This is a genomic window from Reichenbachiella sp. MALMAid0571, assembly GCF_040151475.1.
In the GTDB taxonomy this organism is placed as follows: Bacteria; Bacteroidota; Bacteroidia; order Cytophagales; family Cyclobacteriaceae; genus CAXBNB01.
Genome location: NZ_JBDKWG010000151.1, coordinates 40,064 through 64,307 on the forward strand (window position 1 = coordinate 40,064; position 24,244 = coordinate 64,307).

At 39.8% G+C, this 24,244-nt stretch carries 23 protein-coding genes; 8 read left to right on the plus strand and 15 right to left on the minus strand.

The window, feature by feature from the left end; translation table 11 throughout:
* Positions 1–153 precede the first annotated feature (153 nt).
* The 4 genes from AAOP42_RS22220 to AAOP42_RS22235 all read left to right on the plus strand — a co-directional run bounded on the left by AAOP42_RS22220 (position 154) and on the right by AAOP42_RS22235 (position 3,241).
* On the plus strand, positions 154–558 hold the full coding sequence (locus AAOP42_RS22220; protein WP_349530789.1) for a P-loop NTPase family protein: 405 nt from the start codon (positions 154–156) through the stop codon (positions 556–558).
* Positions 559–690: 132 nt separating this feature from the next.
* A complete protein-coding gene (locus tag AAOP42_RS22225) occupies positions 691–1,785 on the plus strand; it encodes a Fic family protein (RefSeq protein ID WP_349530790.1) in 1,095 nt (364 codons plus the stop codon).
* Positions 1,786–1,788: 3 nt separating this feature from the next.
* Positions 1,789–2,469: an HNH endonuclease signature motif containing protein gene (locus AAOP42_RS22230; RefSeq protein WP_349530791.1), complete on the plus strand. Its 681-nt coding sequence runs from the start codon at positions 1,789–1,791 to the stop codon at positions 2,467–2,469.
* On the plus strand, positions 2,456–3,241 hold the full coding sequence (locus tag AAOP42_RS22235) for a hypothetical protein (RefSeq protein ID WP_130276927.1): 786 nt from the start codon (positions 2,456–2,458) through the stop codon (positions 3,239–3,241). The genes AAOP42_RS22230 and AAOP42_RS22235 overlap by 14 nt, the downstream gene beginning before the upstream one ends.
* A gap of 148 nt (positions 3,242–3,389) precedes the next feature.
* On the opposite strand, the gene AAOP42_RS22240 is transcribed toward AAOP42_RS22235, so the two are convergent.
* Complete coding sequence (locus AAOP42_RS22240) at positions 3,390–3,512, minus strand: hypothetical protein (RefSeq protein WP_349530792.1); 123 nt, start codon at positions 3,510–3,512, stop codon at positions 3,390–3,392.
* Positions 3,513–4,194: 682 nt separating this feature from the next.
* Here AAOP42_RS22240 and AAOP42_RS22245 point away from each other — a divergent pair.
* Positions 4,195–4,812: a UCP028583 family protein gene (locus AAOP42_RS22245; RefSeq protein ID WP_349530793.1), complete on the plus strand. Its 618-nt coding sequence runs from the start codon at positions 4,195–4,197 to the stop codon at positions 4,810–4,812.
* Positions 4,813–5,434: 622 nt separating this feature from the next.
* Entirely contained in the window at positions 5,435–5,857 is a 423-nt protein-coding gene (locus tag AAOP42_RS22250) for a DUF6943 family protein (protein ID WP_349530794.1), read from the plus strand.
* 63 nt (positions 5,858–5,920) lie between these two features.
* Here the strand turns inward: AAOP42_RS22250 and AAOP42_RS22255 are convergent, their stop codons facing one another.
* The 14 genes from AAOP42_RS22255 to AAOP42_RS22320 all read right to left on the minus strand — a co-directional run bounded on the left by AAOP42_RS22255 (position 5,921) and on the right by AAOP42_RS22320 (position 19,693).
* The gene (locus AAOP42_RS22255; RefSeq protein ID WP_084121501.1) at positions 5,921–6,130 is read right to left on the minus strand and encodes a hypothetical protein; all 210 of its coding nucleotides are present in this window, start codon (positions 6,128–6,130) and stop codon (positions 5,921–5,923) included.
* Positions 6,123–6,305 (minus strand): hypothetical protein, encoded by a 183-nt coding sequence (locus AAOP42_RS22260; RefSeq protein WP_349530795.1) that lies wholly within the window; start codon positions 6,303–6,305, stop codon positions 6,123–6,125. Before AAOP42_RS22260 ends, AAOP42_RS22255 begins: the two co-directional genes overlap by 8 nt.
* Before the next feature lie 44 nt (positions 6,306–6,349).
* On the minus strand, positions 6,350–6,757 hold the full coding sequence (locus AAOP42_RS22265) for a DUF5675 family protein (protein WP_106566052.1): 408 nt from the start codon (positions 6,755–6,757) through the stop codon (positions 6,350–6,352).
* Positions 6,758–6,768: 11 nt separating this feature from the next.
* Positions 6,769–7,350 carry a hypothetical protein gene (locus AAOP42_RS22270; RefSeq protein WP_349530796.1) on the minus strand — a complete coding sequence of 194 codons (582 nt, stop codon included), beginning with the start codon at positions 7,348–7,350 and terminating at the stop codon, positions 6,769–6,771.
* A gap of 970 nt (positions 7,351–8,320) precedes the next feature.
* On the minus strand, positions 8,321–8,473 hold the full coding sequence (locus AAOP42_RS22275) for a hypothetical protein (protein ID WP_349530797.1): 153 nt from the start codon (positions 8,471–8,473) through the stop codon (positions 8,321–8,323).
* Between the two features lie 224 nt (positions 8,474–8,697).
* Positions 8,698–9,456: a carboxypeptidase-like regulatory domain-containing protein gene (locus AAOP42_RS22280; RefSeq protein ID WP_349530798.1), complete on the minus strand. Its 759-nt coding sequence runs from the start codon at positions 9,454–9,456 to the stop codon at positions 8,698–8,700.
* 289 nt (positions 9,457–9,745) lie between these two features.
* Complete coding sequence (locus tag AAOP42_RS22285; protein ID WP_349530799.1) at positions 9,746–10,912, minus strand: efflux RND transporter periplasmic adaptor subunit; 1,167 nt, start codon at positions 10,910–10,912, stop codon at positions 9,746–9,748.
* A gap of 2 nt (positions 10,913–10,914) precedes the next feature.
* Positions 10,915–15,243, minus strand: coding sequence for a CusA/CzcA family heavy metal efflux RND transporter (locus AAOP42_RS22290; protein WP_349530800.1), 4,329 nt, complete (start codon positions 15,241–15,243; stop codon positions 10,915–10,917).
* Between the two features lie 51 nt (positions 15,244–15,294).
* A complete protein-coding gene (locus AAOP42_RS22295; protein ID WP_349530801.1) occupies positions 15,295–16,695 on the minus strand; it encodes a sensor histidine kinase in 1,401 nt (466 codons plus the stop codon).
* The gene (locus tag AAOP42_RS22300; protein WP_349530802.1) at positions 16,692–17,357 is read right to left on the minus strand and encodes a response regulator transcription factor; all 666 of its coding nucleotides are present in this window, start codon (positions 17,355–17,357) and stop codon (positions 16,692–16,694) included. Before AAOP42_RS22300 ends, AAOP42_RS22295 begins: the two co-directional genes overlap by 4 nt.
* Positions 17,358–17,471: 114 nt before the next feature.
* The gene (locus AAOP42_RS22305) at positions 17,472–17,990 is read right to left on the minus strand and encodes an acyl-CoA thioesterase (RefSeq protein ID WP_349530803.1); all 519 of its coding nucleotides are present in this window, start codon (positions 17,988–17,990) and stop codon (positions 17,472–17,474) included.
* A gap of 2 nt (positions 17,991–17,992) precedes the next feature.
* Positions 17,993–18,505: a DinB family protein gene (locus tag AAOP42_RS22310; protein ID WP_349530804.1), complete on the minus strand. Its 513-nt coding sequence runs from the start codon at positions 18,503–18,505 to the stop codon at positions 17,993–17,995.
* Between the two features lie 26 nt (positions 18,506–18,531).
* Positions 18,532–19,044: a gamma carbonic anhydrase family protein gene (locus AAOP42_RS22315; RefSeq protein WP_349530805.1), complete on the minus strand. Its 513-nt coding sequence runs from the start codon at positions 19,042–19,044 to the stop codon at positions 18,532–18,534.
* 145 nt (positions 19,045–19,189) lie between these two features.
* On the minus strand, positions 19,190–19,693 hold the full coding sequence (locus AAOP42_RS22320) for a toxin-antitoxin system YwqK family antitoxin (protein ID WP_349530806.1): 504 nt from the start codon (positions 19,691–19,693) through the stop codon (positions 19,190–19,192).
* Between the two features lie 370 nt (positions 19,694–20,063).
* On the opposite strand from AAOP42_RS22320, the gene AAOP42_RS22325 reads away from it, so the two are divergent.
* On the plus strand, positions 20,064–20,972 hold the full coding sequence (locus tag AAOP42_RS22325; protein ID WP_349530807.1) for a hypothetical protein: 909 nt from the start codon (positions 20,064–20,066) through the stop codon (positions 20,970–20,972).
* A 219-nt stretch (positions 20,973–21,191) separates the two neighbouring features.
* On the plus strand, positions 21,192–24,227 hold the full coding sequence (locus AAOP42_RS22330) for an ATP-binding cassette domain-containing protein (protein ID WP_349530808.1): 3,036 nt from the start codon (positions 21,192–21,194) through the stop codon (positions 24,225–24,227).
* Positions 24,228–24,244: the final 17 nt, after the last annotated feature.

Genomic DNA, 24,244 nt, shown 5'->3' on the forward strand with positions numbered 1-24,244 from the left:
CCAAAATTCAGGATATGGAAGGAAGACCACTTGATTATATTCAAACTTTTGGTCTACTTCTATCAGGACAAACCCAATGCTGAAAAGCACGGCATTGACTTACACAAAGGCATTTTGCTGACCGGCCCTGTCGGTTGTGGCAAAACTTCCCTGATGACCCTTCTACGGTTTATGTTGGCTCCCAAAGAGCAATACATCATCAAATCCGCTCGTGATATCACCCTGGAATTCATCCAGGACGGCTATCCTGTTATCAACAAATACTCCAAAGCAGCCTTCCAGCAAACAAGCGGAGAGCTGATCCCTAAAGCCTATTGTTTTGATGACTTGGGCGTGGAATCCAACATCAAGTATTATGGAAACGAAACCAATGTAATGGCCGAGATTCTTTTGAGCCGCTATGATATGTTCATCAGCCGCCACATGCTCACGCATGCCACGACCAACCTTTCCGCCAGTGAGATAGAGAACTGTTATGGGAATAGGGTTAGATCAAGGATGAGGGAGATGATGAATGTAATAGCTTTTGAGAAGGAGGCCAAGGACAAAAGGATATGACGTGTCCCTTAGTGGTACATGTGCAGATTTTCATGTCCCGTTTTTAATGTTTTTGTCTCATGTCCCATCACGGTACATATAACTTGTTTCATGTCCCAATTTTTGTATTTTTGTCTCACGTAATTAATAGGAATGAAGAATATCGATCCATCGAAACCACTCAATGATTTGCCTCTTCTACCTCCTCCGGTGGAAAAAGTAGAGACTATCCAAATCCTCAAACAGGAAAGTAAAGCTGCTGTTGCCCTTGCAGAGCTGAAGGGATTGGCAAGGACCTTGCCCAACCAGGGTATTTTGATCAATGCCATTGTACTCAAAGAAGCACAGGCTAGCTCAGAGGTGGAGAACATCATTACCACGCATGACAAGCTCTATCAGGCTCTGGCAGCCAAGTCGATGACAATTGATCCTTCGACCAAGGAAGTCCTACGGTACAGGGAAGCCCTGCTCTATGGTTTTGAGGAGATTAAAAAGAAAGGCTTCCTAAACACCAATGGTATTGTCCGGATTCAATCCATATTGGAAGAGAATGAGGCCGGAATTAGACAACTACCTGGTACTTCCCTAAAAAACGATCTGACGGGTAAAACCATCTATACACCACCGGACGATAAAGAAACAATAGTCAGACTGATGAAAAATCTGGAAGACTTTATCAATGATGAACCCGATAGAATGTCTCCCCTGATCAGGATGGCCATACAACACTACCAGTTTGAGAGCATCCATCCATTCTATGATGGAAATGGCCGGACGGGCAGGATTATTAACGTGCTTTACCTCATCCTTCACAATCTGTTGGAAATACCCATGCTGTACCTCAGTGCCTACATTATAGGCCACAAAGGAGCTTACTACAAATTGCTACAAGAGGTGAGGACTAAAGACAATTGGGAAGGTTGGATATTGTTTATGCTTAAGGCCATTGAGGATACTGCGACAAAGGCCATTTCCCAGATCCATGGGATCAACAGCATCTTCAATGAGATTCAGGATAAGGTAAAAAATGAAGCCCCTAAAATCTACTCGAAAGACTTGATCGAACAATTGTTTGTTCACCCCTATACCAAAATAGAATATATCTCTAATGGGCTGGGCGTAGAAAGAAAAGCCGCTTCCAGGTACTTAAAGACTTTGGAATCCATTGGAATCCTAAAACTCGAACCTATCGGGAAAGAGAATATTTTCATCAACCAGCAATTGTACCAACTACTGAAGCAAAGTTAGACCATGGCCAAAGCTCGAAAATCCATACCCCAAAAAACGAAATCTCTTTTACAGCAAGAGATTAACTCCCAGTGCCCAATCTGTGATGATCAGAATGTAGATCATTTTGAAATTCATCATATTGACGAAATTCCCGAAAACAATTCCCCTGACAACCTTTTGATGCTTTGCCCGATTTGCCATTCCAAGATTACAAAAGGTGATATTAGTGAGGAGGAGGTCAAACAAATCAAGAACTATCTTATGATTAAAGCTAAAGGCAAATCCAGTGTAAAGTCATCAAATACCATCAACATCAAAGGCAATGTGTCCAACTCTACAGTGGCCAATTCGATCAGTGCACAGACCATTGTTTATAAATCCAGAAGCAAACCAAAGATGGAATTCGCTGATGGTGCCATAGGTAAAAAAGCGGAATTGAAAAACTATGTGAAGCATCTGATAGATCGATATAACGAATACAAGGAAGGCGATGTTGGTAAATCCAAAATGAACTATGCTGCCATTTGGGGCATCATCAAAAAGGAATTTAAAGCCAGTGCCTACCAAGTCCCAGAAGCCCAGTTTGAGGCTCTATGTTTGTTCCTCCAGCATCGCATCGACAATACAAAGCAAGGCAGGATCAACAGAGGGAAAGGCTTTAAGAACTATTCAACATTTGATGAAATCTATGGTGGAGAGTAAGCAGAGCAATCTTGATTGGCTGAAAAAAAGATGCCCAATTCGTCCTAAAAAGTGGCATACTGAAAAGGTTCTCAGAATAAATGAAATTGAGAACTATAGGTTCTATTCTCGGAATTCAACAAAGACTTACAGAGGAATCATTAGTCCGCTAGATATAAAAGGTATTCAATACGCCTATGCTTATAACGATGAGAGTGATATTACCTGGATTGACTTATTGAACAATTTGAAAAGGTTTAAGGATATTCGTCATTCAAACATGACTCATGAAGAGTTGATCGAGCACGCCCAAAGTGATTACAACGAATCCAGAACAGTTTCAAAGTTTGGCTCTCTTTATTTTACTACCACCGGCCAGCACAGAATGACTTTGTGCAAATTTCTCGATTTGGAAAAAGTTACAGTCCAGATTAACGAGTATACCTTTGATCAAGAAAAATTTAATGCCTATCAGGCTAGAAAGAAATTTGTAAAACAGCTGTTAGATAGAGGTCTAATTTCTGAGGAATTATTAGAATCAGAAATAATGAGTTTTGAACACGGCATAAGCCTGAATATCCGAGGAGTTTTCATCATGATGGGAGACCAAATATTTGATGGGCTTATAAACCTTTACGATGGCCTTAGCACGAACAAAGTATTAATCACTTTTGAATCCTTGATTTATGGTAAGCCTTCTACTTTCAATAATGATGTCAGAAGCCAATCTGATTTACTTCAATTCAAGTACTTTTTAAGAAAGTGTAAAGCGGAATTACTGAGTGATGTCTAACATACATCATGATCTCCTTCAAAGAGAAGCGAATTAAGGTCAATCCCTTACCGAAGATAGTCTCTCCCCACACCCCTGTGCCTCCAGCCTGCTCATTCCGCTGCGCTGCACTCACAAGCTTCCAGCACCGCACAGCAAGAGTAGCCCGTTATTCCATTCCACTTCGCTCCATTCCATACCGTGCCACACTTGCTTTTCCCAACCCTGACCCCACGCAGGAAAAGCGGTGTTCGTCTTCCGCCCTCGGCATAGCATCATGCCAGGCCACCACAGCCCATTTTTTGAAAGGGTCTATTTTCTAAGGTCAAAAAATAAGCTGTGTTGCCTTACAGGTCTCCGCTAAAGCTCCGAGCCTGTCATGCTGCTTGCAACTCGGTTGTCATCCTCACGGCAGCCTACTCTGTCTTTTTTGCCGCTTCTCTTCGTTTCGTTGCGCTTGCCAGGCTTTGCAGGAATTGTTTAATTGAAAGCGGTCTGCTTCAGCTTGGCAGTGCTCACTGCACTTCGTTCAGCCGCAAAAAATCCACCGGCTGCCAGTGTTTTTGCTCGCCTGCGGGTCGCTGCGGGCTGCGGGACTGTCATGCTTTTTGCACCAACCCCGGTTCCCAACACACAGGTAATCGCTTATACCCGGCCAACGCTCAAAAGGCAAAAAATCACGCCAGCCCTTGTGTAGTTCCGTTCCATTCCGGGCTTTTGTGGAGGATCAAATTACAAAAGCCCTGCATTCCACTTCACACATAGCAAGCCCCCGCAGTTCGTACCTCACTGCTTTCCGGTCTAGCCCCCTTGCTCCACTCGCAGACGGCTCGCAAGCCTCCGTTCGTTCCTCTCTTCGGCTGGCTTGGCCGTTCGTCCATTACGCTGCGCTCCACAGCCTCCGTCCAGCCGTTTTGGTTTTCCTGCGTTCCCGCACTAAATTCAATTTCCACAGCTAACAATATTGATAATTTATGAATTGTAGAACCAGAAAAAGAAAGGAAGAACTCAACCGAAAATTTTATATTCAACCCGTTAACTACTTAAAACTTCTTAATGGTCAACACAAACAAGGCTGTTGTGGGGCATTGGATGACAAATACTACATCTTTTCGTATAGACCCAGGGGTGATTATGACACTCAATCGAAATACTTTTTTGTCGGTACTCATTGTGCCAACGAATTTCTAGATATTATCAAACACGACCCACTTCCTCTTTTTAATCCTTTAATACATGAGCAGGGGAATCACTCTCCAGGCAACAGTAATTCTTCCGGATCCAAGGACAAAGCATTAATACATCCCTTCAATCGGGAGCTACTTACCGCAATTAATATGCTTTGTATTTCATGGGATATTATTCCAGAGTCAGGACTCGAAAGCATCGTCAAATTCACCAATAAAAGGTCACCCGACCCTAATCTCAATGGTATTGAGTGGTTTAATGAAATAGTAGGGAAGGATAGACAAAGGCGTTCGTTAAGAATAATGATAGACCAGCTCAGGGAGAATAATGAATTAAAGGATTTAAGGTTTGATGAATTGAACAACTACTTGAATGAAAGAGATATTGTAAATAACATCAATTAGAGCGGGTTCAAAATAACCAAAACATAAAGCAAAGTTACAGGCATGCGGATGTGAGAGCTTGCAAGGGTCCGCTTCGCCTGTTTCAAAAAAAATCTCCACCCTTCAGGTAGTATTTTTTTTTCACAGCCCTTGCCGCAATCACACCGTTCCTGTGATGAAGGGCATTATGTTTAAGTTATTATTTAGAGTCCGTTGCGGCAGCCGGTGGTTGCTGGCGGGCGTTCGCACCTCAGGTCGTCCGTTCCATGCAGGCGTTCAGCATTGTGGTATCACAGATTATACGCTTCGCTTTCTATGGTTCGAGTTGTGCCTTTCAGAGCTTCCCTTTTAGGGGGGCTCTTTTTTTCTCTGGTGTCGGACAAAGAAGAACAAAAACAAAGAGTGCAGCTAAGTTAGGCGGGCCGCACTAGGCCAACCCTAATCAGGACCGTCAAGGTCAAGCCCTTCGGGTTTTTGAAAAAATCTCCTCCGCCAATTGGCGGAAGTATTTTTCCAAAAAACCTTGACTGCCCTGTCCATGCCCACCTGACCAAAGGCTTTCTCTTTTCTTTTTTTCCCTTTTTTCTTTTCTCTTTTGAAATGTGTGCGAAGCGCAGCGAGCAAAACTTTAAATGCTCATACTATGCACACTTTTCAGATCAAAACCTACAATGCAGGCTTCTCCAGTGCCCGGCCACATTTCTTCATTTTGTCCAAAGGGCTGAATGCGGGAAAGCCGCTCGATACCCCTTGTCCCAATTGCTTCGCCATCACCACAGAATCGGAAGAGGCACGGAACTTTTATTTCTGGCTCTCTTACGGTCTTTGGCAGGCACAGGCGTTCACGCCACACTTGACCGGTTCTGTTGTCCCATTCATCAGGATAGGTGATGCCAGAGCGGTATTGCTGGCAGGGCAGGAAAAGGCCTTGAAAGACCGTGGGAAGTACCTAAAGTCATTGGCACTCCTTCAGGACTTTGAGAAGAAAGCCAAGATTCTCCAAAAGCAGGTGGAGCTTGTGAAGCAGGTAAAAAGAGCAATTATGTTCCGGATCCTCCTGGAATGAAAAAAGACCCCACGAGGAGGCCTTTTAATTGAGAGGAACACAAACTTTCCCGACTTGCGGGAATCACATCCCCTTCGGAGGTGGATGTTTTCTTTTGAACCGTTGGAATAGCACCTTTAGCAGAATGGACACGGTAAAGCTCACTACCGCTCCAACAGCAGCTAATACACAGGTGTGGAGGATATCCCCGGAGCTGATATTCACCAGGACACTCAGCAACGTGCCTCCGGCAGTTCCTGCCTTCGTGCCTCCTCCACTTACCAGGTTAGCCATCTTTCCTGTCCGCTTTTGCACCATCCTCTACAGTCACCTGACTGACTGCAGTCAGTACCGTCCCACCTACGGTGAGATAGCCGCCCAGGGCAACTATTCCGGCCGGTAAACTGATTGGTGCTGCCAACAGAGCGCCACCAGCTGCCGCTAGTGCCAAACCCACGTTTCGGAGCACTTTGAAAAACTTGGGTGTTGGGGCTTTCGCCCTTTCTATGATCGTCATACGCTTTTTGCTTTTTGAATATTGAGAAATACATTTTCGCCTCTTTCCATGGCCTCAAACACAAGTGTTTTCAGCCTGGAATCGGCAGTTTTGGAATCCGTCCCTTTACCTGGACCGATGACCTTTGAAACCGGGGCTATACAGCCCTTCAGTTCCTTCAGGGCGTCATTGGCAGGGTGAAAAAGGATGCCGCTTCTATTGGGTACATTTTTCACCAGCAAATGCCAGCCCCGTTTATCGGTGTATCGCTTTACAAGCTCATACCTCCCTTCCGGGATGCTCGATACCATCCGCTGGTTTTCCCTCCAGGGAAGCTCGATGGTGGAGCAGACCAGCTGCTCACCATCACAGAGCTTTCCGTTGGTTCCCTCCGGATAATAGCTTCTTGTGAGAATCAATTCCATCCGAACCAAAATTAGGTTTGCTGAACTGCAGGAGCACCATCAATAGCCACCAACGCCAGGGCGTTGTAGGAGCCGTTTTTTAGTGGGTAGAAGCTACCGTTCACTTCCTGATAGAACTCCACACCAAAAACCAGCATTAGTGCCTTGGTACTGTTTGCAGGCAAACCATTGGACAGGTTCACCGCAGCTTCCGCCTGTGGCCCGATTTCAATCTCTCCACTTTCAGAAGCAACCAGGGTGAAGTCATCGGCCTCAAAATCAATCTCCACCGCAGCAGATACAAATTTCAGGTGCGTAGCACCTTGAGGCGCAGCAATGGTATTTTGGGGAACAAAGCCCGGCACATTGACTACAGCTTCACCAGTAGCTCTGTCAATACTTGCGTCAAATGGCGCATATATTGTAGCTCCCAGACGGCCATTTGCATTGAATTCAAAGCCCTGCAAAAGCTCCAGCTCACCATCGAGAACGTTCCGTTCTCCACGGGCACTGGTTGCATCCGCTTTGATCACCTTCACCATTTCTTTGGTCAGTCTGGAGGTCAACCGACTGTCAGAGGTACGCAGAAGTAGCGGCCTAAAGGCCGTTCTCAAAGTCCGTCCGGCTGCACCGGCACGGCCAAACTCAGCACCGTTTTCACGGGTACGCTGAAAAGCCGGATCATTCTGGATCCGGTCTTTGTCCACCCCGCCCTTTTCCCGGGCCAGGTAGCCATCTTTCGTTTTGTAAAAGGACATGTCACCGACCTTGCCCTTCAACTTGATAATCCCAGCTTGTCTTGCCATATCATTTGAATTTTGATTTGTTGCTTCGTTGCAACTCTTCGAAAATCCGATAATTACGAAGGGCAGACAAAAAACAGGTTCCGGTTAGGAACATTGAATACCGTTTATTCCGAATGGTTCAAAATGAACTGCCAATGGCATTCCGTATATTTACAGTACACCAAAAGCATACATGAAGTATAGATAAAGTATGATCGAAACCAAACGAGCCTGTATTTATCCAAAAGACGTGCAGCGGATCACTGGCAAGAGTGAACGATACGGCAGGAAGCTCCTTAACAGGATTAGGGAGGAGCTTGCTAAAGAGTCACACCAGTTCGTGAGCGTAAACGAATTTTGCGAATTCACTGGCCTTGCACCGTCCATTGTAGAGCGCTACATCACCGATTGACCTTGCCAGATGAAGGCAGTCAAACGGCACTAAAATCTATCGCCAGTTACCAATAAAATTTAGCACTTTTTGCCACGATTTGAACCCTAAAAGCGGGCTTTTTTGTATATTTACAAAGGTTTCGGAGTTCACCAAATGCACTCAAACCAGTTCGAATAAATTGAGAACTGAACGGTGAACCCGCTGAAATTCGTTCTTGTAACTTACTGATACATAAAGATTTGCGTGGGGTGGTTCGAATCCTGTCATCCCGACAACAATCCCGATACATCGGGACAAAAGCCTGCAAATCTTACGATTTGCAGGCTTTTTTATTCCTGCCTTGCTGTCAGGCAGGTTTTACGTATCAGTTCGATTTAGACAATTCTTTTTTAAAAGAGGTGACTTCTACGAGCTTTTTGTTTTTAGCAGTTCATTGTCCATGAAAATATTTACCATTCCATGTCGGATGTACTTATAGTCAACCCGCTCTTCTTTTCCTTTTTGCATGGGAATTGGTGTTTTGGCTGATGGAATAGGCTGTTTAGGGGACTCGCCCATACACACAACAGGATTATTCTGGTAATAGGCCGTTTGTAAACATCCAGGACATCTTCCATACAAACTACAAAAGCACTGTTTTGCCGGGGTGGAATGACCCAGCTTTTTACTTTCCAAGGCTTGTGCTCATTTTTTTAACGTATTGCCTACCACAACATGGGAAATGCTGTCCACATATTCAAGCTCAACCAGTTTCCTCGCAGACACAACAGCAAGTTTAAAGATCACTCTTCCTCCTCCTCTTTCAAATGCTTGTAATATTGCTCGATTGCTTTTGGTAGCACTTTCAACAATTCATATTCAGTACTTTCCGCTACAAATCTGGTGGTCAGTCCACCGAACTGAATAAAATCCCGATAGAAATATTCATCCAGATAAGTATCCGTTAAAGAAAATACAATCGATAATTTTTTGCTCGCTCTGGCAAATTCAGCATCTTCCACTTTCCACTTCTTTTGAAGTTCATGACTTTTTTTTTCCTCTTTATAGCTCTTGCTAAACATGCGGTAAAGTGCAGTCATTGGACTGGCTAAAGCAGCCAGCCCCAAATTATAATTCTTTCCTTTTGGATTAACCGGATACACTATACCAGGTACCAGAAAAGGTTTTTGTTTTGCTTTTTTCAAAATGGTATTGGATTGATAAATTCCTGTTACCTCTACATCATCCAGTATTGTTACTCCCTTTTTCATAGAAATAAAAAGGTTTTGAAATTTATCCACTTCAGTGATCACTATGGACAGTGAATCATAACCCACACGAGAAAAATGCAGGGTATCCAGAAAATTGAGTTTAAAATGAAATTTACCATCTATATCTGTAACAGTACCAATATGGCTTTCCAAAAACACATGTACACCTGACAAGTCTTCCAAACTCTCTCCGTCTATCACCATCCCGGAAACTGTAATTTGCTGGGACTGGCTTTCATAAGAAAAAAAGCTTAAACCCATTACCAAAAAACAATACTTGACTAAGTTCACAGATTTTACCTATTGAAGTTTTCTTTTCGCTTATACCAGAAAAATTGACAGAAATTGTACAAACACCAAATAACTAATGCTGTCTGAGTCTGAAAGGTTGTCGATATAGACCTTTTAAAAGAGATATAAATACCTTTTGACACCACTATATCTCCATTTAAAAAAAACAAAACCTAAGCAAAAGCACAAAAAACAACAATCATCATTTCAGATTCTGAATTTCAAAACCAAATTCTATTCTTTTTTTACTATAAAGCTCACCAAAATTGATTTTTAGTAATAGTAATATCTACCCGGTCATAATAAAAAAAGCACCACTGGTCAAAAATTCAGTATTGCTGCTAAAATCTTCATGGTTGAGGATTTCTATGTGCCCTTTTACCAATTTTCCAACCTGAACTTGCTTCTTCTCAAACACCATGTTCTTTTCAGAATTACCAGTCTTAGTCAATACAAAATGTTTTCCACCTATTTCTACTACAGCCGCTTCTGGTAGTGACAGACTTGACCCAACAGACGTGTGTATTTCAGCCTCAACATACATTCCCGGTATAAACAGTTTTGAGTCATTTTCATGCTGCGATAAATGCCCATGAATTGAAGCCGTCCTGTTTTGTGAATCTATGGATTTATTGATCAAATGGACACTGGCCTGATATTCCTTATTGGGATCACTCTGTATTTTAAAAGAAATAGGCTGCCCAACTGCAACATCGGCAAAGTCCTTTTCAAAAAGGCTCAACTCAAGATGCAGGTGGTCTGTATTGATTATTGTAATGGCAATGTCCGAAGGATTTACATACATGCCCCTATTCACGTTCACAGCAGTAACATAACCCGATATGGGTGCTTTTACCGATACCTGAGTTTGCATATTGGTAGCACTTAGGTTGGCCGTATTGATACCCATCAAGCCCAGTTTTCTTTTCAAAGACTCATAACGGGCAAGGGTTGTTTTGTAATCCGCCTCGGCTTTTAGAAAGTTTTTTTGTGAGGTCACATTGTTTTGTGCAAGATTCTTCTGTCTTTCATAATCTGATTTCAGATAGCTTAGAAGCCCCTGAGCTTCCAAATAGTCTTGTTGGAACTGAACGAATTCCGGATTTTCTATAACAAACATCACCTGACCTTTCTTTATTTCCTCTCCAGGCAAAAGGCTCAATTGTTTAACATACCCACCAAAATAAGTACTGACAGAAGCTTTGTTCTCTGGTGGCACATCAAACATACCGTTAGCAATTACTGGTCTATAAAAATCACGTAACTCCATTTTGCCAATTTGCATTTGAAATGAGCTAAACTGCGAAGGACTGATAATGTAGGAACTTTCTCCCCCATCTGCTTCCGCCAATGCCTCTGGATTGTTCTTCACACCACATGAAGCCAAGCCAATAAAGACGGTCAAAAGAAATAAGCCTGATTGTCTTATTTTTATTCTATTAAATATTTTCATCATCATTAATCAATTAAATAGTTGGCCTCTAAAACAGTCTTATTGTATTTAATAAGTGCAGACAAGTAGTCTATTTCTATATTTGCAGCATTTTCAAGCAACTGAACATATTGCAAAAAATCTATGTCCCCATTTGCAAAAGCTTTTTGGGCATGAAAAACCAATTCTTGGGCAAGTTTTTTTCCTGTATCATTGTAATAGTCAAGACCTTGCTCATATTGCTGCATATCCGACATTAAGGACTCATAATGAGACTTTAATCTGGATTGGTAATTTGCAGCCTCATTTGACATGATGAGCGACTGAGTTTTGGAAGCTGCTATTTTTGACTTTTGATCTCCAAACCAAAGTGGCACGGATATCCCTGCCTGAAATCCTAAATAATTTTGTGCATTGAGGCCATTATTTGTTCCTTGAAATAGTGAAAAATGCAGGTCAGGAAGCAATTGCTTTTTTTCTAACAATACCGATTGCCTCGAAAGATTTTGTGCTCCCTTATAGTAATTGATGCCAGGATGATTTGTGGAATCAAGGGGCAAAAGTTCCAATGGCATCAACCCATTGTCAGCAATAGTGAATACCGAATCGGATTGCAACCATTGGCGAAGCATAATGTATGCCTTTTCAACACTCTCCTTGCTCTGCTCCAGCTGAATGGAAATTCCTTTTTGCTTTGTTTCAGCCGTCAACTTTTCGAGATAGTTGGTTTCTCCCCCTTTGTACCTGATGCTGGCACCAATTGCAAATTGAGTATAAAGACTGTCCAGTCGGGTATAATTACGAACCACTTGTTGCCAATAAACCACCTCATAGTATGCTTTTGACACTTCTTTGGCTACTGTTCTTTTGTCAAGCAGATATTGAAAACCAGACAAGCTGGCCTTGTTTTGCATCACTTTTCTTCTTGCTCCATATACTGTTGGGAACCTGAAGGATTGGTTCACTCCCCACACTTTTAAAGGCACATTGTTGGGAGCTATATTGTTTTGGTCGTAACTGTAATAAACCTGCGTTTTATCAATATCAATAGCAGTGCCTATCATTTGATTGTCATAGTTGACCCGTTGAGCTGATGCTTCTAAACCCTTGTTGTTGTCTATCGCAATTTGAATGGCCTGATCTACTGTTATGTTACTTGTTTGTGTTTTTCCCACAAATGGCATCAACATGATAACCAATATAAGGAGGACTGTTGGATGAGGTTTGATTTTTGGCATATGAACTTTATTGTCAAAAAGAGCATACAATACGGGCAGTACAATTAGAGTCAATGCAGTAGCTGAAATAAGCCCTCCAACTACAACAGTAGCCAACGGCCTTTGCACCTCTGCTCCTGCCGAAGTAGAAATGGCCATAGGCAAAAATCCAAGTGCTGCTGCAGCAGCTGTAAGCAATACCGGACGTAACCGATTGTGGGTACCCATCAATATACGCTTATGAACACTGCGAATTCCATGTGCCTTAAGTTCTTTGAATTCTTCGATCAAAACAATGCCATTTAACACCGCAATACCAAACAAGGCGATAAAACCCACTCCTGCGGAAATACTAAATGGCATACCTCGAAAATAAAGAAGAAGGACTCCACCTACAGAAGCCAATGGAATAGCACTGTATATCAACAAGGCATCCTTTACTGAGTCAAATGCAAAATAGAGCATTATGAAAATAAGAGCCAGTGCTATTGGAACTGCAATCATCAGTCTGGCTCTGGCAGCACGTAAGTTTTCAAACTGGCCTCCATAGGAAATAGTATAACCAAATGGCAGTTTGATTTCATTGTCAATAATTTGCTGAACATCCCCGACTACCGATTCCAAATCCCTGTTGCGGACATTGACTCCTACCACGATTCTCCTCTTGGTATTGTCACGTGATATTTTTGCTGGACCTTTGGTGTATGAAATACTGGCAAACTCTCCAAATGGCAGATGGTTTCCATCCGAAAGCAATACGGATGTGGCTTCTATATTGTTTATATCTTTTCTATGGACTTTATCAAACCTTACCACCAGATCAAACTGTTTTTCACCTTCAAAAACTGTCCCTGCGGGCATCCCTGCAAAACCCATGGTAATTATCTTATTGAGGTCTTCAATATTCAATCCATATTTAGCTATTTTTTGACGGTTGTATGTCACAGACATCTGAGGAAGTCCGACGGTTTTCTCTACTGTAATGTCTGCAGCACCATCCACATTTTGTATAGCCTTTTGTATTTCAACAGCCTTTTTACTTAAGATATCTAAATCTTCTCCAAAAATCTTAATCGCTAAATCAGCTCTCACTCCGGTTATCAATTCATTGAAACGCATTTCTATAGGTTGGGTAAACTCGTACTCTACTCCGGGAATTTCCGAAAGAGCAGTCTTAAATGCATCTGCTAATTCATCCTTACTGCTGGCTGTAACCCATTGATTCTTTGGTGTTAGTTTTATGATAACATCACTTTCTTCCATAGACATAGGATCTGTCGGTACTTCAGCAGCTCCAATCCTTGTTACCACCTGATCTACTTCGGGGAATTTCTTGAGAATATTTTCCATTTTGGTAGTAAGCTCAACCGTTTTGCTAAGCGAAGTACCTGTCTTCAATACTGGTTGGATTACAAAATCACCCTCGTCAAGTGTAGGTACAAATTCTCCTCCCATTTGGGAGAATAGACCGACAGCAGCAACCAACAGTAAGACAGCTAAAGTCAGTACTATTTTCTTTTTTCTAAGAGCCCAACTAATGGTAGGTCGGTATTTTATTTCCAACCAACTCATCAGTCGGGATGAAACAGTTTTTTTTCTAGGATCGGTGGGCTTGATGAAAAGAGAAGCCATCATGGGAACATAGGTAAAACATAGCAGCATGGCTCCAATCAGAGCAAAACTAAAAACCAAAGCCATCGGCTTAAACATTTTGCCTTCCACATTAGCAAGAGACAGAATGGGAATGAATACGATAATGATAATCAACTGTCCAAATACTGCCGAACGCATCATTTTGGTAGCACCTTTAAAGGTAATTTGGTTGATAAACTCTTGCTTCTGAGCACTTGGCAGTGATAGTATTTTTTCCCTGTCACTAGTGATTTTGAAGGCAATAAATTCCACTATAATAACAGCACCATCTATGATAATACCGAAATCAATGGCTCCAAGACTCATTAGGTTTGCATCTACTCCAAACACATACATCAGGGACAATGCAAAAAGTAGACAAAGGGGAATAACCGAAGCAACTACCAACCCTGAACGAATGTTGCCCAAAAGCAATACCACTACAAAAATAACGATCAGACAACCCAGTAACAGATTTTCAGCAATCGTAAAGGTAGTTTTGGCTATCAACTCACTCCTTTCAAGAAAAGGATTGATACTGATACCAGGAGGAAGTGTGGGTGCAATTTCTTCAACCCGCAATTTCACGGCTTCAATCACGGCTTTGGAACTTGCTCCTTTGAGCATCATTACCTGTCCCAATACTTTTTCTCCTTCACCATTTCCTGTAATAGCTCCAAAACGTGTCGCATGCCCGAAACCTACTTTGGCCACATCCTTAATAAAAACGGGAATACCATTCCGGTTTTCTACTACTATATCTTCAATGTCTTTCAGCGTACTGACTAGACCTTCACCCCTGATGAAATAAGTCTCATTGGCCTTTTCAATGTAACCACCTCCGGCAATACTGTTGTTTTTTTCAAGGACATTAAAAACTTGGGACAAAGAAAGGTTCATAGATCTCAGTTGTACCGGGTCAATAGCCACTTCGTATTGTTTGAGAAAACCTCCCCAGGTATTTACTTCTACCACACCAGGTATGCCGGATAAACGGCGTTTGATAATCCAATCCTGAATGGTACGCAAGTCACTTGTCGAGTATAAGCCTTTGTGTTTTGAATCTACCTCAATAACATATTGGTAGATTTCTCCCAGTCCCGTGGTTACCGGCCCCATAAATGGTTGTCCAAAACCCACAGGAATTCGTTCTTCAGCAGACTTAATCTTTTCCGCTATCAATTGTCTGGGTAAATAAGTACCCATATCATCGTCGAAAACAATGGTAACTACCGACAAACCAAATTTTGATACAGACCGAATTTCTTTTACTCCTGGCAGGTTGGCCATTTCCAATTCCACCGGATAGGTTAGAAATTTCTCCACATCTTCAGTAGCCAGGTTTCGGGAGGTGGTAATAACCTGCACCTGATTGTTGGTAATATCAGGAACGGCCCCTATAGGAATATTGACCAAGGAATAAGTGCCAAAACCTACAATTCCCAACACAAATAGGAATATAATTAATTTATGGTTTATACTGTATTGAATAACTTTTTCCAACATACCTGAGTGCATCTATTACGTTGACTCAAAAGTATGTCTGTGCTCCTAAGGCTAATATGAAGGTTTTCTTAAGATTTGCTTAAAATTGATAGTTACTTTCGTCCCTTTGTCCAGTTTACTTTCAATAGACACTGATGCCCCAATAGCATTTGCTGCCCTCTGAGTAATGGATAAGCCCAGACCATTACCTGATATTTGCTTGTGCCCCAAGGCATCTGATCGAAAAAACGGATTAAATATTTGCTCAATGTCTTCTTCCTTTATTCCTATGCCTTCATCTTCTACGATGCAAACCGAACCTTGCTCATTTTGTCCAATCGTAATAAAAAGGGTAGAATCTTCATCTGAATACTTTATGGCATTACCAATGACATTCTCAAGAATCAGATAAGAATATTGCTGTGGAATCAGTGATTCAGTATGCAAGTTATCCGAAAACTCGATTTTAATCTGTTTCGCCTCTATTTGCTTTTCAAACCTTAGGAGTACATCTTCTAATAGTGCTGTAATTGATAAAGTGTCAAGGTCAGTATTGGACAAACTGGTATCAAGACGAGCCATATGCAAAAGCTGTTCAACTGTAGTAGTGATCTTATCTATTTCCAAAAGCGTATCCGTTATTTTTGTTTCATAGTCCTCTTTGCTTCTTGGCTTTCTTATCAATACCTCAAGCGTACCCCGAATGGAAGCCAATGGGGTTCTCAGTTCATGGGAAGCATCAGAGGTAAATTGACGTTCTCTCTGAATGGCATTTTGAATACGGTTCATCAATTCATTGATAGAAGATGATAAAGTATATAATTCATCCCGATTCTTTGGGAGTACTACCCGTTCATCAAGATTGTTTTTCGTTATTCTATTGGTCGTTTCAGTAATGCTTTTTATAGGTGCAATACTCCTGCCAGCCAGGTAACGTGATATGAAAAACAAGCCTACGAGTATCATAGGATATGATGCCAGTAAAACATTTTTCAATCTGACTATTACCATTTTGGAAGATTCCAATGACATGGCAGCCAATATATAGCCTTTTATTACTTCTCTTTCTAAAATTGGAATCTGAACTTGTCTTATAGCTTTATTGTGCAGCAATGTATCGAAATGAACTCCTATCTTATTTGCTGTATTAAAATATAACTTTTGTTCTTTTAAGTTGGGAGATTTATCCATCAGTACTCCCCTGTGGTTCATTATTTGTAAAAACACAGGATTCACTTGTATTTCTTTATGCTCTCTTTCTTCCCATTCTGCCTTATTGATAAAACTTATACTATCACCGTGGATTTCAACTTCAGCAGTATGTTTATTGGCTTCAAAGGAAAGGTCCTGATCAAGGTTTTGATATACAGTTTTTTTTACAATAAAAAATACAGTACAAAAGACCACAGCAATAATGATGGATGTGGCGATCAGGTAATATGCGGCAATTCTATTTCGAAAATCTATGTTCATTCATCTTTGGCCATGTATCCGACACCACGAATGGTTTTGATCAACTCTTCGTTTCTCAACATAAGTTTTTTGCGTAATGCATTGATGTAAACATCAATCACACTGGTATTATAATCAAAATGTATGTCCCATACGCTTTCAATTATCCTTGTTCTCCGGCATACTTTCCCTTTATTTACCATCAAGTATTCAAGCAAAGCAAATTCCTTTTGAGTCAGATAAATTTCCTCATTATCCCTGAAAACCTGATGAGTATTCAAATCCATTTTTATATTACCAAGAGTAAATTCATTGTGTTCCCCTGATTTTGGCCTGAGTTGAACTCTGATTCTTTCGAGTAATTCTTCAAAGTGAAAAGGTTTTTTGATGTAGTCGTTCGCACCGGATTGCAAGCCAAATATAGTTTCATCAACAGTGTCCTTTGCTGTGAGAAATATAACAGGTGTATCTTGAAAGGCCTTCCTGAATTGTCGGCAAATTTCGATACCACTAACACCCGGTATCATCCAATCCAACAGTAGAATATCATATTCACCGGATAAGGCAAGCCTTAAGCCTATATTACCTTCTTCAGCAACATCTACAGCAAAAGATTCTTCCTCAAGACCTTGTTTAAGAAAGTTGGAAATTCCCGGCTCATCTTCTACTATCAGTATCCTCATACTACAAATATTAAATTTTGCACATTAAGTTGTCCTCAATAGTTTCTTAAGATATCCTTAAAATCTGAAAAGTCAATTACTACAACGAGTAAGATTCCCGGAAATCTGGCATCCTTATTTTTTAGTAGCAATCTCCAGTTTAATCTGCTTGATCCGATCCTGGAAATTGGTTTGTTTGATGTCAAAATCAGAAAAGCTAATGGCATCAAGGTATTGAGTGATTTGCTCCGGATGATCAACAGGATGTCCATCGTAATCGACGTAGCGCATAGTTGACCAAAGCACATTTTTCAATTCATTTTCTTCTTCATTGGTCATGAAGTATTCAACCAACATCGAATTTTGATTGTGCCAGATAATGCGGGAAAATATCTTCACCCACTCTCCCATCGGGGCAGGGCGTATATAGGCGATTTGATGGTTATAAACCACCCATACGGCACTGAACTCCTTAAATATCAAAGATTGTTTGACTCCATAAAGTTTAGGGACCTGATCTTCTCTGGCATTAAAATAATAATCGAAGTATTTGGCATTATTCAAATGCCTGAGTGGATCACAATCCTGAAAACGAATCAATGAACTGGATTTGGTTGTTTTTTGGTAATCTTTCTTTGGGTCAAAATCGAACATTCTTATAAATATTTTTCCTTCAAAACCAACTTATGATGTTCTATATGCCCGGCAAGGATATACATCTGAGCTCGAACAGAGATAGGAAATCCACTGGCTTTTCCCATATTTTTAGACAAAGCCGGGTCAAGGTTTTCTATCATAGAAATATTGGCCTTCCTTACATTGTTAAACTCTTCTACCAACATTTCAAAAGTATTTTGGGAGTCATTGGAATTAGTCATATAATCATTCTGATCCATTCCCGGAAGCTCTGCTGCTTTATTCTTAGCAATAGAATGCACCCTGTAACCAAAAACTATTTCGGTATCTATCATGTGACGGAGCACCTGTTTCACAGACCACTTGCCTTCGCCATATTTATAACTGTATCTTTCTTCAGGAATAGCATTCAAAAACCTAACAATACTTTTTCGTTGTGTCTTCAAAAATTCAATAATGTCTTTGGTTCGAACTTTATCAATATAGGTCTGATAAAATTCATTGTATTCACCTTCTTCTGGCTTTTCTATCATGTTATTTTGTTTGAGTGCTCCTACTATTATTCCTTAAACCAACCCGCATATTTAATGTAATTATTGGCTGTTCTTTCAATCAATCCTACTCCATTCTCCCCTATTTCTTTTACTTTTTTTGCCGGATTACCAACATAAATAGAATTTGGTTCGATCACTTGATTCTGTAAAACAATAGCACCGGCTCCTATTATTGAACCACTTTTTACTACAGCATGATCCATTACTATTGCTCCCATGCCTATCAGCACATTGTCTTCGATAGTGCAACCATGCACAATGGCGTTGTGTCCAATGGACACATTTGAACCTATTGTAGTACCGGCTTTTAGGTATGTACAATGAATTACCGCTCCATCCTGAATATTGGTATTTTCACCTATTTTTATAAAGTTCACATCCCCCCGTACGATGGCATTGTACCAAATAGTGCAATTATTACCCATTTCTACATCACCAACTATCACTGATGTTTCAGAATACCAGCAGTTTTCTCCAAACACAGGTTTCTTTCCGTTTATTTCTCTTATTACTGACATATCTGTAATTTAGAAATAGCCATCAATATGTCATTAAAAATTCAATAAAAGAAAAAAACATGAAAAGTTTAACAACAAATTTAATCAAAATTAAAGCAATCATTTAAAAGCCTGTGAGATTTACGTTAATGAGATTCCGCTTTCACTAATATGTTTTATACTTCTTTTTCTTTCCTTTTTTATTAATAAAATACCACTGTCCTATTTCTCTACCATTTTCATAATTCCCTTCGTATAGTACCCTACCTTTGTCGTCAAAGAATTGGAAAAAACCGTGCTTATTGCCATTCAAATATTGTCCTTTTTCGATGAGCGTTCCTTCTTCATTATAATGCCGCCATTCTCCATCCGGTAGCCCGGATTTATAATTTCCCCTTCTTTCCTGTTTTCCATTTTCATAATAAACAATCCACTCTCCTTCATACAACCCTTCTCTGTAGATTCCCTTTCTTTTTAATCTCCCATTTTCATGATAATAAAAAGCCGAATCGGAAGGAATTCCATCTTTCCAGTTTTCTACAGACATCAATTTGCCTTCCGGATTGAAATTGATGACTTTGCCATTCAGTACATTATCTTTATATGTTTCAATAGAATTTCTTGAACCATTGGGATAAAAATACAACCACTCTCCCTGCTTCTTCTCCATTTCCTGTATTCCTGTTGACCTGACCCGACCATTAGTATAAAATGTAGAATCTAATTGCTGAGATAAGGCATTATTTTGTAAAGCAGAAAAACAAAATACAACCAAAATACTCCGAATTGTACTTAAAAAATTTAACAAAGTCATAAATTTAGTTAGAGCCAATAGTTACAAATGAAGCTTTTAATCATAAGTAACGCAAATCAGCATTTCTAAAAAGAACCAAACGAGCAAAATCAGGAAACAAATAACAGCCTTATTTAAAATCTCTTTTTAATAATTAGTAGATTAATTAAAATATATTTGTAATCTTTCAATTGAAGTGAAAAAGAATTAAAATTGAATTTAAGAATTTTCATAAATCAACATACGTATGATAATCAACCTAAAACAAACTAAAACCTATTTTTCATTAGCTGTAACAGCTCTATTCTTGTATTCATGCGGTGATTCAGGAAAGAAAAATGCTGCTAGTGAAAAAGCTGCCGCATTCGATAAAGCTGAAACAAAAGTCATTGATGAAATCGACAAAGTAGTGCATGAGTTACCACCTCCATCTGAGGTTCCTTACATGCTACAGGCCACAGGTGCAGATTTCAATCCCGCATTGCCTAATTCATTAGAAAATGCCGGTAAATATCAAAATTCTATGGATAAGTCGGCTCTAAATCTGGGTGGTTATGCTACGGACATTGGATATTTAACCAGCAACGACAAAACACAAGAAGCACTGAAATATATGGAAGTTTGCCAAAAACTTGCTGACAAGGTTGGGATTTCTTCAGCGTTTGACCTTGATATGATGGAACGGTTTGAAAAAAATCTTGGTAATAAAGACTCCCTTTCCAACCTTATCAATATTGCCATCACTATGGCCGAAGATAAACTGGAAGACAGTGACAAGCTGAACATGGTTGCCATGATATTATCAGGCAGCTACATTGAAGGTTTGTATTTGTCAGTAATGGTTATTGATACTTATCCTGAAGACTTATTGACTGAAGAAAGCCGCAACCTAATTCTTGAGCCTTTGATGCGAGTTATCATAGAACAGGAAAAATCTTTGATTGACATCATCGCTCTACTGAAAGACATAGAACAAGATGAAATTATTGCGAATATAATAGCTGAATTTAGCATCTTGAGAATACTATATGATGATGATGTAGCAGCCATAAGCGAGAAAATATCAGGTAACGATTCCAAATTTGTTTTGAAAAAAGAAATGCTTGTAGATGTTATATCTGAGGTAAAAAGGATCAGGGCTGATATGATAAAATAATATTGTAATCATCACAAATAAAAAGAGCATTGGAGTACTCCAATGCTCTTTTTATTTGTCCAAAAGTCAGTATTGATAAATATCTGTCACTTCTAATCCTGAAATTACATCTTTGGCTAAAAACCTCAACAGATCAATTAAACTTAGAATTTGCTAATCTCAGCAGAATTGAATTATATTTATATTATTTAGAACTAACCTGTATTCTAATAATCTAACATGAGTGAACAATTATTAAGAGCTATCATAGAGTTACTGGCAATAGTGGCCATAGAAGATGACGTTACCGAAGATGAAAGGCTATCTGTAGAAAATTTCCTCCTTCAAAACCTAAACAAAGAAGAGACAAAAAAATACATGTCTCAATTTGACAAATTTGCTGCCTCCATCGAAAAAAAAGTACTTACCGGAGATTTTGATAGTAAAGAAGAAATATCTCAGCTTACCTCCAGAATAAATCAGGAATTAACGGTACAACAAAAAATCGTTGTTGTATTGAACCTAATAGAACTCGTAATTGCCGACGGGCAAGTATCTGATCGTGAAAAGGAATTAGTATATCACATTGGAGAGTCTTTTAAGTTTTCCAGCAGGGTAATTGATCACATCAAAGCTTTTGTTGTAAATGGTGAAAAAGAAAAGCTCAGTTCAGAAAATATTTTAATAATTGATGCTAAACCCAATGATGATACTCTTGCTTCAAAATACATTTTCAAAGAGCATCTTGATGGTCATTTGGCATTTTTCAGGCTTCCTAAACTGGAAATTTACTTTTTAAAATATATAGGAAATACAAGTTTATTCTTAAATGGAATAGCACTCAGGAAAAACCAAATTATGGTTTTTTCAGCAGGCAGCACTATACGTGGCAACAACATAAGTCCGATATATTATAGTGATGTGGTAAGTACCTATCGTGAAGAGCATTCTGACAGTAAAATATCTTTTGTAGCAGAAGACATTTCATTCGAATTTCCAAATGGAAAACTTGGCCTCAGGCATATCAACATTGCAGAAGAGACTGGGAAATTAATCGGACTTATGGGAGGTAGTGGTGCTGGTAAATCCACACTGCTAAACGTATTGAACGGGAATGAAAAACCTTCAGAAGGTTCCGTTCGAATCAATGGAATTGATATTCACAAAGACAGCAATAAAATTGAAGGCGTAATCGGATATGTGCCTCAGGACGATCTCATGATCGATGAGTTGACGGTATTTGAAAACCTTTATTATGCCGCCAAACTATGCTTCAGTGAAGCCAGTGAAAGTGAATTAACAGAACTGGTAAAGAAAACACTAGCCGCTTTGGGACTAACTGAAACCAGCAATTTGAAAGTAGGTTCACCTCTTGAGAAAACAATAAGTGGTGGCCAAAGAAAACGACTTAACATCGGACTGGAGCTATTAAGGGAACCATCCGTCCTGTTTGTTGACGAACCTACGTCAGGGCTGTCATCGAGAGATTCAGAAAACATAATGGATCTCTTAAAAGAGCTCTCCCTTAAAGGAAAGATGGTGTTTGTAGTAATACATCAACCATCCTCGGACATTTTCAAGATGTTCGACAAACTTGTGATTCTGGACGTAGGAGGCTACCAGATATATTATGGAAATCCTGTCGAAGCAGTTACGTACTTCAAAAGAATTGTCGATATGATCGACAAAGAGCAGGGTTCCTGTATAGAGTGTGGTAACGTAAATCCCGAACAGATTTTCAATATTATTGAAACCAAAGTGGTAGATGAGTATGGACATCTTACCGATACTCGCAAGATTTTACCTCAGGACTGGAATGAATACTTTAACGAGCACAATAAAGTAGAAAAAATCAATGAAACCGCTACTGAGCCGAAAAAGACCTTAAGTATTCCCGGTAAAATCAAGCAACTTCTCATTTTTATAAAAAGAGATGTTGCCACCAAAATAAGCAACAAACAATATTTGGTGATTAACTTTCTGGAAGCTCCGGTATTGGCTCTACTCCTAGCCTTTATCATCAGGTACACTGCCACTGGTCAGGATGAATATATCTTTCGAGAAAACCCTAACATTCCGGCATTCTTCTTCATGGCCATTATTGTATCACTGTTTATGGGACTCACCATCAGCGCCGAAGAAATCATCAAGGACAGGAGGATTCTTAAGAGAGAATCCTTTCTCAACCTAAGCAGACTGAGTTATCTTATGTCAAAAATGGTTATTTTATTTTCCATGTCTGCAGTACAGACACTACTGTTTGTACTCATCGGAGATGCTATTTTAGGAATACAGGGAATGACACTTTCTTTCTGGCTGGTCATGTTCTCAGTTTCATGCTTTGCCAATATCCTGGGACTTAATATTTCTTCTGCTTTCAATTCAGCTGTAACCATATACATATTGATACCGCTACTCATCATACCACAACTGATCTTAAGCGGAGTAGTTGTAAGTTTTGACAAATTGCATCCCTGGCTGAGTAATAATTCCAAAGTACCTGTGATCGGAGAAATGATGGCATCAAGGTGGGGCTATGAAGCATTACTCGTCAGTCAATTCAAAAACAATGAATACGAAAAGAATTTTTTCGAATACGATCAGGTGCTTGCAAACACAGAATATAAAGTAGCCTACTACTTCTCTACATTGGATTCTCAATTGGATTTTGTAAACTCCAACTATCGTGATAAAGATGAACAAAATCAACTTAAGATCAAGAATAAGCTAAGCCTTATTCGTAACGAATTGAGAAAAGAGATGAACTTATTTAATTTACCGGATAGTAAATTTACTACAATGGATAGCTTGTATATTGACAAGTTTAGCCAAAGCGTTTTCGAGAATACCCGAAGATTCATGAATATTTTCAAGAAAATATACAATGATCAATCTAAAGATGCCGGAAAAGAAAAGGATGCATTGATTGCCTCCATGATGGCAACTCCTGAAGGACAAGAAGCATACATCAAGTTGAAAAATGACAATGAAAACGAAAATGTAATTTTCTATCTTAAAAACTCAATTGCCGAAGATCGTATTTTAAACACAGGTGATGAGTTGGTTCGGAAAATTTATCCTGTTTACATGGAGCCTATACCAAATGGCTTTCTGGATTTTAGAGCACATTTTTATGCTCCTAAAAAGCATTTTGCAGGTACCTACTTTGACACACTATGCTTTAATATTGTAGTAATTTGGTTAATGTCTATTGTGCTGATATTTACCTTATATTTTGATGTGATGAGAAAATTCGTAACCGGATTTGGAAAATAAATCAACAATCCCTTACT

Excerpts from the sequence above, each read along its gene's own strand:
- AAOP42_RS22325 (WP_349530807.1), top strand. The coding sequence starts at position 20,064 with ATGATAATCAACCTAAAACAAACTAAAACCTATTTTTCATTAGCTGTA.
- AAOP42_RS22225 (WP_349530790.1), top strand. The coding sequence starts at position 691 with ATGAAGAATATCGATCCATCGAAACCACTCAATGATTTGCCTCTTCTA.
- AAOP42_RS22330 (WP_349530808.1), top strand. The coding sequence starts at position 21,192 with ATGAGTGAACAATTATTAAGAGCTATCATAGAGTTACTGGCAATAGTG.
- AAOP42_RS22310 (WP_349530804.1), bottom strand. The coding sequence starts at position 18,505 with ATGATAGAAAAGCCAGAAGAAGGTGAATACAATGAATTTTATCAGACC.
- AAOP42_RS22295 (WP_349530801.1), bottom strand. The coding sequence starts at position 16,695 with ATGAACATAGATTTTCGAAATAGAATTGCCGCATATTACCTGATCGCC.
- AAOP42_RS22250 (WP_349530794.1), top strand. The coding sequence starts at position 5,435 with ATGCACACTTTTCAGATCAAAACCTACAATGCAGGCTTCTCCAGTGCC.
- AAOP42_RS22220 (WP_349530789.1), top strand. The coding sequence starts at position 154 with ATGACCCTTCTACGGTTTATGTTGGCTCCCAAAGAGCAATACATCATC.
- AAOP42_RS22275 (WP_349530797.1), bottom strand. The coding sequence starts at position 8,473 with ATGGGCGAGTCCCCTAAACAGCCTATTCCATCAGCCAAAACACCAATT.
- AAOP42_RS22305 (WP_349530803.1), bottom strand. The coding sequence starts at position 17,990 with ATGTTCGATTTTGACCCAAAGAAAGATTACCAAAAAACAACCAAATCC.
- AAOP42_RS22290 (WP_349530800.1), bottom strand. The coding sequence starts at position 15,243 with ATGTTGGAAAAAGTTATTCAATACAGTATAAACCATAAATTAATTATA.
- AAOP42_RS22255 (WP_084121501.1), bottom strand. The coding sequence starts at position 6,130 with ATGGCTAACCTGGTAAGTGGAGGAGGCACGAAGGCAGGAACTGCCGGA.
- AAOP42_RS22320 (WP_349530806.1), bottom strand. The coding sequence starts at position 19,693 with ATGGAGAAGAAGCAGGGAGAGTGGTTGTATTTTTATCCCAATGGTTCA.
- AAOP42_RS22315 (WP_349530805.1), bottom strand. The coding sequence starts at position 19,044 with ATGTCAGTAATAAGAGAAATAAACGGAAAGAAACCTGTGTTTGGAGAA.
- AAOP42_RS22300 (WP_349530802.1), bottom strand. The coding sequence starts at position 17,357 with ATGAGGATACTGATAGTAGAAGATGAGCCGGGAATTTCCAACTTTCTT.
- AAOP42_RS22265 (WP_106566052.1), bottom strand. The coding sequence starts at position 6,757 with ATGGAATTGATTCTCACAAGAAGCTATTATCCGGAGGGAACCAACGGA.
- AAOP42_RS22235 (WP_130276927.1), top strand. The coding sequence starts at position 2,456 with ATGGTGGAGAGTAAGCAGAGCAATCTTGATTGGCTGAAAAAAAGATGC.
- AAOP42_RS22245 (WP_349530793.1), top strand. The coding sequence starts at position 4,195 with ATGAATTGTAGAACCAGAAAAAGAAAGGAAGAACTCAACCGAAAATTT.
- AAOP42_RS22285 (WP_349530799.1), bottom strand. The coding sequence starts at position 10,912 with ATGATGAAAATATTTAATAGAATAAAAATAAGACAATCAGGCTTATTT.
- AAOP42_RS22230 (WP_349530791.1), top strand. The coding sequence starts at position 1,789 with ATGGCCAAAGCTCGAAAATCCATACCCCAAAAAACGAAATCTCTTTTA.